The sequence below is a fragment of the Paenibacillus sp. 1-8 genome (genome assembly GCF_056316205.1).
In genome coordinates, this window is record NZ_CM149995.1 from 5440067 (window position 1) to 5448191 (window position 8125).

Here is an 8125-nt window from a genome sequence, read left to right on the forward strand (position 1 = left end):
ATATGAAACAGCGCCGTAACCGGGTACACTCCACGTATTCTCCCTGGCATTGTTGTCCTGCTCCCCCTTATGTATATCTGAATTGAACGGTACGGGAAGCAGTCAACTTACATCAAAAACGATTATCTCTATTCTATCACTTTTCCAGCCATAATCCTATCGTCTCTACCAGCTTTTCGGAAGGATCAGAGAATAAATTGTACACCCAATCAGATGCCTATTTATCCATGTTTCTCTACGCCGTAAATAAAGACCTTCTGCATCTATACGTTATTTATGTTAAGAGCATTGCAAGTCATAAAAAAAGTGAATGTTTCACGTGAAACATTCACTTTCTTTCAATTGGTTACACTAACGGTGTTTTTAAAGGCGTACCCGGCTTACGCGGATATTTCCGTGGTGTAGCTGCTCTTTTTTCAATAATAATCATATGCCTGGCTGCATCCTCCACAGGTAACTGAAAAGCCTGAATATGCTTAATCTTCCCTTTAAGCTCTTTCAAGCTATAGGAAGCTTCCTTGATTTCTTCCGTCGGATCACTGCCCTTCATCGCAGCAAAATGACCCCCTTCACGGACAAAAGGCAAACAAAATTCATTCAGTACCGCAAGACGGGCAACGGCTCTGGCGGTGACCAGATCGTAGCTGTCGCGGTATCCCGTTTTACGACCCAATTCCTCTGCCCTGCTATGGACCAGCTCCACGTCTTCCAATCCTAGCTGCTCTACCACATGCGCCAAAAATTGTATGCGTTTGTTCAACGAATCCACAATGGTCAACTGAATCTGCGGAAAGCATATTTTCAAAGGAATACCTGGGAACCCCGCTCCCGATCCGATATCCGCCAAGCTTCCCACATCATTTAACGGAACATAAAAGGCCAGCGAAAGAGAATCGTAAAAATGCTTGGTGTACACCGCATCACGCTCTGTAATGCCCGTCAGGTTCATCTTTTCATTCCACTCAACCAGCACACGGTAATACGTTTCGAACTGCTCTAGCTGACTGTCATTAATCACAATGCTATGCTCTGCCAGTCGCTGCTTAAATTGCTGTTGTATCGCGTCCATTATGATCCCCTTGCTGCCGTTACACGGTTATAGTGCTCCAGATAAACGAGCAAAATGGAAATATCCGCAGGAGTCACACCTGAAATACGGGATGCCTGACCAATCGACATCGGACGAATTTTCGTAAGCTTCTGCTTGGCTTCAATCGCCAAACCCTGAACCTCATCGTATACGATATCCTCTGGAAGCTTTTTCTTCTCCATTTTTTGCAGACGTTCTACATGCAGCAATTGCTTCTCAATGTAGCCCGCATACTTAATCTGGATTTCCACCTGCTCCTGTTCTTCCTCAGTCAGAGCTACAGTCGAAGGTGAAATTTGTGCCACTTGCGCATAGCTGATCTCTGGTCGACGCAGCACGGTTAACAAATTACTGCCATCCTGTATCGGTGCAGATCCACCTTGCTCCAGCATCTCATTTACATCAACCGGACGCACCTTCGCCAGACGCAAACGCTCAATCTCTTGCTCTACCTTTTGCTTTTTATCCAAAAAGCGCTCGTACCGTTCATTCGTAATCAGGCCGATATCATGCCCGATTGGAGTCAATCGCAGATCCGCATTATCATGACGTAGCAACAGACGGTATTCTGCACGGGATGTTAGCAAACGGTAAGGCTCATTCGTACCCTTGGTCACCAGATCGTCGATCAGAACCCCGATATAGCCTTGTGAGCGGTCCAGCACGACAGGTTCTTTGCCCTGCACCTTACGAGCCGCGTTAATGCCTGCCATAATCCCTTGGCCCGCAGCTTCTTCATAACCGGAAGTGCCGTTAATTTGACCCGCCGTGAACAGGCCTGGTACTCTTTTCGTTTCCAACGTTGGCCACAATTGCGTAGGCACCATGGCATCATACTCAATAGCATAGCCGTTACGCATCATTTCTACCTTTTCCATCCCCGGAATCGAGCGCAACACAGCTAATTGCACATCCTCAGGCAAGCTGGTCGACAAGCCTTGAACATAGTATTCAGATGTGTTTTTACCCTCAGGCTCCAAAAAGATTTGGTGCTTCGGCTTATCACTAAAACGTACCACTTTATCTTCAATAGATGGGCAATAGCGCGGTCCCGTTCCTTCAATCAGTCCGGAGAACATCGGTGCACGATGCAAATTATCATTAATAATCTGATGAGTTTCCACTGAAGTATAGGTCAGCCAGCAAGGAAGCTGTTCATTATCCGAAGACTTCGTTTCATACGAGAAAAACTTCGGTTGATCGTCCCCCGGCTGAATTTCGGTTTTGCTAAAATCAATCGTGTCCTTATGCACGCGCGGCGGCGTACCTGTTTTGAAGCGGACCAGATCAAAGCCCAGCTCACGCAAATGCTCAGACAGTCTCAATGAAGGCTGTTGATTGTTCGGCCCACTCTCATACATCAGCTCACCCATAATGATTTTACCACGTAAATAAGTGCCTGTAGTCAATACAACTGCTTTACTTCGGTACTCTGTGCCCGTCTTCGTGATGACACCCACGCAATGACCGTCTTCAATAATCAGCTCTTCCACCATTCCCTGGCGCAAGGTCAGATTCGGTTCCTTTTCCATCGTTTCCTTCATCGCATGCTGATAAGAGAACTTGTCAGCCTGCGCGCGCAATGCGTGGACCGCAGGCCCTTTACCTGTGTTCAGCATCCGCATTTGGATAAACGTCTTGTCGATGTTCCGGCCCATTTCGCCGCCCAAAGCATCAATTTCACGCACCACATGCCCCTTGGCAGGACCGCCAATAGAGGGGTTGCAGGGCATGAACGCGACCATATCCAGGTTAATCGTAATCATCAACGTACGACAGCCCATCCGGGCTGCTGCCAAGGCGGATTCCACACCCGCATGGCCCGCGCCCACGACAATTACGTCATAGTCGCCTCCTTGATATACCATATCTCTCTTACCTCCTTATACATTCCGGTCTTCACGCCGAATATGTTCTTATATATCTATAACGATAGCAGGCTTATATCAGCCATGCTTCAATGTCCCTATTTACCCAGACAGAATTGTGAAAATATTTGATCGATTAACGCATCATGCGCAGTATCGCCTACAATCTCGCCCAAATGTTCCCATGCCAGCCTTACATCAATCTGAATCATGTCGATCGGAACAAATTGATCAGCAGCTTCATAGGCATCTACCAACGATCGGCGAGCCTTCTTCAACAAAGCAATATGCCGTACATTGCTGACATATGTCATATCGGCAGATTCCAGCTTACCACTAAAGAATAACTGCGATATAGCCTGCTCCAGTCGGTCCGCTCCCTCATTTTCCTTTACAGACATCGGTACGATAAGCTCTTCGGGAACATAACGCAACAGCAAATCCCGGTCTACTTGGGCCGGTAAGTCCATTTTATTCATAATGACAATCGCTTGTCTACCGCGGATTTGTTCCATTAATGCCATTTCATCCTCATGCAGCGGTTCGTTGGCGTTAATCACGATGAGCAGCAGATCTGCTTCACTGACCGCTGTTCTCGAACGCTCTACCCCAATCCGTTCCACGACATCCATCGTTTCCCGAATGCCAGCCGTATCCAGCAGCTTCAGAGGAATGCTGTTAATCGTCACATATTCCTCAATAACGTCACGGGTCGTGCCCGGAATATCGGTCACAATCGCCCGTTCGCCCTGAGCCAGTGTATTCAGCAGCGAGGATTTCCCCACATTCGGTCTTCCGACAATCGCTGTGGTCAGGCCCTCACGTAAAATTTTCCCCTGCTCCGCTGTATGCAGCAGCCGATCAATTTCCGCCATAACCTCACTGCTCTTATCCTTGATCAGTTCAGACGTAAAAGATTCCACATCATGCTCAGGATAATCAATGTTCACTTCAATATGAGCCAGTGTCTCTACCAGAACATGCCGCAAACGGCGGATATTCTGTGACAGTTGTCCATCCACTTGCTTCAAAGCTACTGAAAAAGCTTTATCCGACTTCGAGCGAATCAGGTCGATGACTCCCTCCGCCTGACTCAGATCAATACGACCGTTCAGAAAAGCACGCTTCGTGAATTCGCCCGGCTCGGCCAAACGTACATTTTGCAGCAATAGTAAATCCATCACCCGTTTGACGGCTACAACCCCGCCATGTGTACTGATTTCTATGACATCTTCTGTTGTAAAAGAGCGTGGCGCTCTCATAACCGTAACTAGAACTTCCTCCACCTTTTCATGGCTTTGAGGATCTATAATATGTCCATAATGTACCGTGTGAGATGGAGCCTTGCTTAGAGGCGTTTTGCTCCGGAACAAAGCTTCCACTTCCGTAACAGCTTCCGGGCCGCTGACCCGTACAACCGCAATGCCCCCTTCGCCAACAGCTGTTGCAATGGCAGCTATGGTATCGCTCAGCATATGATTTCTACCTCCTATCAAGTAGAAACGGCATTGCCGTCCTTGATCAAGGACGGCAACCGTTTCAGCAAGAAATATAAAAAACAATGGCTTCTGCACATTGCAGAGAGCCATTGCGTCGGATTATTTTTTGGCAATGACGACGCGCCGATTCGGCTCGTCCCCCTTGCTGTATGTTCTAACCAGCGCATGCTGTTGAAGCTTGGCGTGAATCAGCTTTCGCTCCTGTGACGGCATTGGCTCCAGCACTACTTCCTTGCCGTAACGAATAGCCTGGTTTGCCAGCCGATCTGCCAAATCTTCCAATGTTTTTTGCCGACGTGCGCGAAATTGCTCGGCATCCAGCACAATCCGGATGAATTTGTCAGAATGACGGTTGGCAACGATATTCGTCAGGTACTGCAATGCATCCAGCGTCTGTCCCCGGCGGCCGATCAGCATGCCGAGCGACGGACCGGATATATCCAGTATGCTTTCATCCTTGCGGTGACGGACATCCACTTCCACATCCAGTCCCATTCCGGCTGCTGTTTCGTGGATAAAACGTACAGCTTCTTTATAAGGGTCTGCATGTTCCGTGGAGGCTTCCTTACTCGTACGTACTTCCTGGATAACAGATTCCACTTCCGGAACAACAGTCTGTCCCACGGCAGGCGCTTGAGCCGATACATGATGTTCAGCCGCGTGTGTGGTTTCGGGAGACGGATCAGACAGCAGCGTAAGCTCTACCTTCGCCTTTTTGACCCCCAGCCACCCCAGGAATCCTTTTGACGGCTGTTCCAACACGTTTACGGTTACCCGTTCACGGCTTACTCCCAACTGGGAGAGTCCTTGTTTTACAGCATCTTCAACGGTTTTTCCTGAAGTCACGACTTTGGTCATCTCGACTTTTTAGCCCCCTTCGAGTTTCTGCCACCTTTTCTCTTGTTATTGCTATTGGAGGAACCTGTTTTCGTAAGACTGGCTGTTTTCACATTTGCCAGCGCAACTTCTTTATCCTTATTCCGATAAAGGAAATAGTTTTGAATAATCGTGTAAATATTACTGTAGAACCAGTATAACGGCAAAGCAGATGGGAAGTTATACGACATGAACAGAATCAGCACCGGATAGACGTACAGCAAAAATTGCATGGGTCCCTGCTGCGGAGTCGGATTCATTTTCATCATCATCCAGGTTTGGATGAATGTTGTGATTGCTGCCAGAATTGGCAGGATAAAGAAGTGATCCGGTTTACCTAACTGGAGCCACAAGAAATCATGATCCCGCAATGCCGAGTTATAGTAAATGGCATTATAGAGCGCGATAAAAATAGGCATCTGAACGACCAAAGGAAGACAGCCCGCCATCGGGTTGACCTTGTTTTCCTGGAATAGCCTCATCGTCTCTTGCTGGACTTTCTCAGGCGTATCCTTGTATTTCGCTTGAATTTCTTTTAATTGCGGCTGAATAGCCTGCATAGCTTTAGAACTGCGTACTTGCTTGAGTGTAAGCGGCAAAATAATGGTTCGCACGATAATCACCAGAATCAGTACGGCCAGGCCATACTCTCCTGAGAACCATTGGGCAAATGTATCCAGCGCATACGAAAACCAGTAAACGACATATCTTTGCCACCAAGATCCATTGGCCAAGTCTGCCGTCGTGTAAGAATTGTGGGCCGTCTGGGCACATCCCGACAGCACAGCAACAAGTGCCAATAAGGCAATCAGGAGGAACCATTTCCCCCGTTGAGTCTTCAAACGCGACACTTCATAACCCCTTTCTTAACCAATCCATTCCAACGTAAATCATACCATATCCTGTAGGACAAAGATACTGACTATCGACGTGAAGACTTGAGCAGCGAGGCTTTGCGCAGAACATGCAGCACGCTTTTCTCCAGCTCCTGATACGACATTGTAACCGCTCCCTTGCGGACGATAAAAATCAGGTCAATTTGCTCCACCAATTCATGCTCATGATGACGCACAATTTCCTTGACAATTCTGCGCATCCGGTTACGGACTACGGCGTTGCCGATCTTCTTGCTGGCCGAAATTCCAACGCGGAACTGCTCTACCTCTCTGCGGCGGAACCAGTACACCACAAACTGATGGTTGGCAAAAGATTTGCCATGGCGGTATACGCGCCCAAAGTCCGCCCGGTTTCGTAGACGCAATTTTTTTTGCACGGCGCTTCTCCTTGCTCATCTCTTTTACACATGCCGGCAAGCCAATCCTTACCTCTTATGTAGTAAGAAGTATGGACAACATTCCGCCATGGTAATCTCGCTTATTTTACATTCATTTTCAAAAGCTTCATCTAATATAGAGCAGGACGCGGTGCTTCTCCCTCTTTTTTCACTGCATTTCTACAGACGCAGGGAAAGCGATCCGGCCCATGAATACCTTCATTATGAAAAAAAAGACCACCGTAGTGGTCTTTATGCACGCATTACGCACTCAATACTTTTCTGCCTTTTTGGCGACGAGCTGCCAAAACTTTACGGCCATTCTTTGTGCTCATTCTTTTACGGAAGCCGTGGACTTTTTTACGTTTGCTGACATTCGGTCTGAAAGTCGGTCTCATTGTACTGCACCTCCTTACAAGGAATACGTTTTATATGGAATATACCTAACATAGCAATCTCCACAAAAAACACCTTTGTACATTTAACCATAAATAGCGGCCAAAGTCAATGTACCGCTTAATCCCCTCCCCAAAATCATGCAATCCTCTCCCTCTTTTTTACGCCCAGAGATTTTGCTCTTTCATCCAGTCCACTTATTCCACGCTCTTTTGCTCTTTTTTATCGTGAATTTTCTTCGACCTTCCCTCTTCAATATCAGCTTGTCTACATTTTGTGTTCCTTCCACCACTCCTGTTCCTTACGGTTCGTTCTTCCTTCCTACTTCCTAATTTCTTTACACCGTCTTTTATTTTGTGATCGGCATATTTCCAAGCACCGTAATCGATTATTAAAAACATTGTCGGAAACGTTACCGGAAATTTTCAACAAAAAAAACGACCTCTGTGACCAAAAGGCAACGGCTGTTATGCACAGATCCACAAAAAGAGCTGAATTGTGATTTAAATGGTCATAACTTGTGCATAACATTTTGAGACGAAAAAGAGTTATTGTCGAAAACTGAACAAATTATAAACAATATCTTGTGTTGTGAATAAAAATTGTACACAACAGATTGAATTTGTGGATAAATAACCACGAGTCATTGAAATACAAGGCTTCTTTTGCTATGATGATATTACTTTTGAATGTGAATATGTTGTTTTACCCTCCATATTATCAACACCCTGTGGATAAAGTTGTGAACAAGTTCAATTTATCCATCTTTTTATTTTTGTGCGGATTCGGGATTCTGGGGATATATTCTACATTTTTCATTTGATTTCGACATATTGAAGTCCCGTTTTGGCCTGCGGGATCAAGAGAACGGATCGTGCCGCACATTCCCTCCTGAGAAATATCGCCTTCTTCTGCCGATCAGCAGCGGATTTTTCCATTAGCTATTTTTCAGGACCATTTTGTGCTGCGTTCTCTCACCACACTGCCGCATGATTCAGGCGGCGGTATGTCTTTTTATGGCCTTCAACAACATTTTTGGGATTTAGGCATTTTGCCGAAGCACCGGGAGCAGCTCTCTGCAGCTTAAACGGCAAAATGTCAGGATTTAAAAGGAGTGACGTCT

7 protein-coding genes are annotated in these 8125 nt (G+C 46.6%); all 7 read right to left on the reverse strand.

Annotated features, from left to right (window positions below):
* Positions 1-346 precede the first annotated feature (346 nt).
* Positions 347-1069, reverse strand: a complete 723-nt coding sequence (rsmG, locus tag AC0WRU_RS25145; RefSeq protein ID WP_025683687.1) for a 16S rRNA (guanine(527)-N(7))-methyltransferase RsmG — start codon at positions 1067-1069, stop codon at positions 347-349.
* Positions 1069-2958 (reverse strand): tRNA uridine-5-carboxymethylaminomethyl(34) synthesis enzyme MnmG, encoded by a 1890-nt coding sequence (gene mnmG, locus AC0WRU_RS25150; RefSeq protein WP_476126761.1) that lies wholly within the window; start codon positions 2956-2958, stop codon positions 1069-1071. The genes rsmG and mnmG overlap by 1 nt, the downstream gene beginning before the upstream one ends.
* 98 nt (positions 2959-3056) lie before the next feature.
* Positions 3057-4433: a tRNA uridine-5-carboxymethylaminomethyl(34) synthesis GTPase MnmE gene (mnmE, locus tag AC0WRU_RS25155; protein ID WP_476126762.1), complete on the reverse strand. Its 1377-nt coding sequence runs from the start codon at positions 4431-4433 to the stop codon at positions 3057-3059.
* A gap of 123 nt (positions 4434-4556) precedes the next feature.
* A complete protein-coding gene (gene jag, locus AC0WRU_RS25160; RefSeq protein ID WP_476126763.1) occupies positions 4557-5315 on the reverse strand; it encodes an RNA-binding cell elongation regulator Jag/EloR in 759 nt (252 codons plus the stop codon).
* Positions 5312-6184, reverse strand: coding sequence for a YidC/Oxa1 family membrane protein insertase (locus tag AC0WRU_RS25165; RefSeq protein ID WP_476126764.1), 873 nt, complete (start codon positions 6182-6184; stop codon positions 5312-5314). The genes jag and AC0WRU_RS25165 overlap by 4 nt, the downstream gene beginning before the upstream one ends.
* Positions 6185-6255: 71 nt before the next feature.
* Positions 6256-6606: a ribonuclease P protein component gene (rnpA, locus tag AC0WRU_RS25170; protein WP_013312817.1), complete on the reverse strand. Its 351-nt coding sequence runs from the start codon at positions 6604-6606 to the stop codon at positions 6256-6258.
* Between the two features lie 263 nt (positions 6607-6869).
* Positions 6870-7004 (reverse strand): 50S ribosomal protein L34, encoded by a 135-nt coding sequence (gene rpmH / locus AC0WRU_RS25175; RefSeq protein ID WP_007433250.1) that lies wholly within the window; start codon positions 7002-7004, stop codon positions 6870-6872.
* Between the last annotated feature and the right edge of the window lie 1121 nt (positions 7005-8125).

What these genes read in the sequence shown, in the direction of transcription:
- rsmG (WP_025683687.1), bottom strand. Translation starts at nt 1,069, where the DNA reads ATGGACGCGATACAACAGCAATTTAAGCAGCGACTGGCAGAGCATAGC.
- mnmG (WP_476126761.1), bottom strand. Translation starts at nt 2,958, where the DNA reads ATGGTATATCAAGGAGGCGACTATGACGTAATTGTCGTGGGCGCGGGC.
- mnmE (WP_476126762.1), bottom strand. Translation starts at nt 4,433, where the DNA reads ATGCTGAGCGATACCATAGCTGCCATTGCAACAGCTGTTGGCGAAGGG.
- jag (WP_476126763.1), bottom strand. Translation starts at nt 5,315, where the DNA reads ATGACCAAAGTCGTGACTTCAGGAAAAACCGTTGAAGATGCTGTAAAA.
- rpmH (WP_007433250.1), bottom strand. Translation starts at nt 7,004, where the DNA reads ATGAGACCGACTTTCAGACCGAATGTCAGCAAACGTAAAAAAGTCCAC.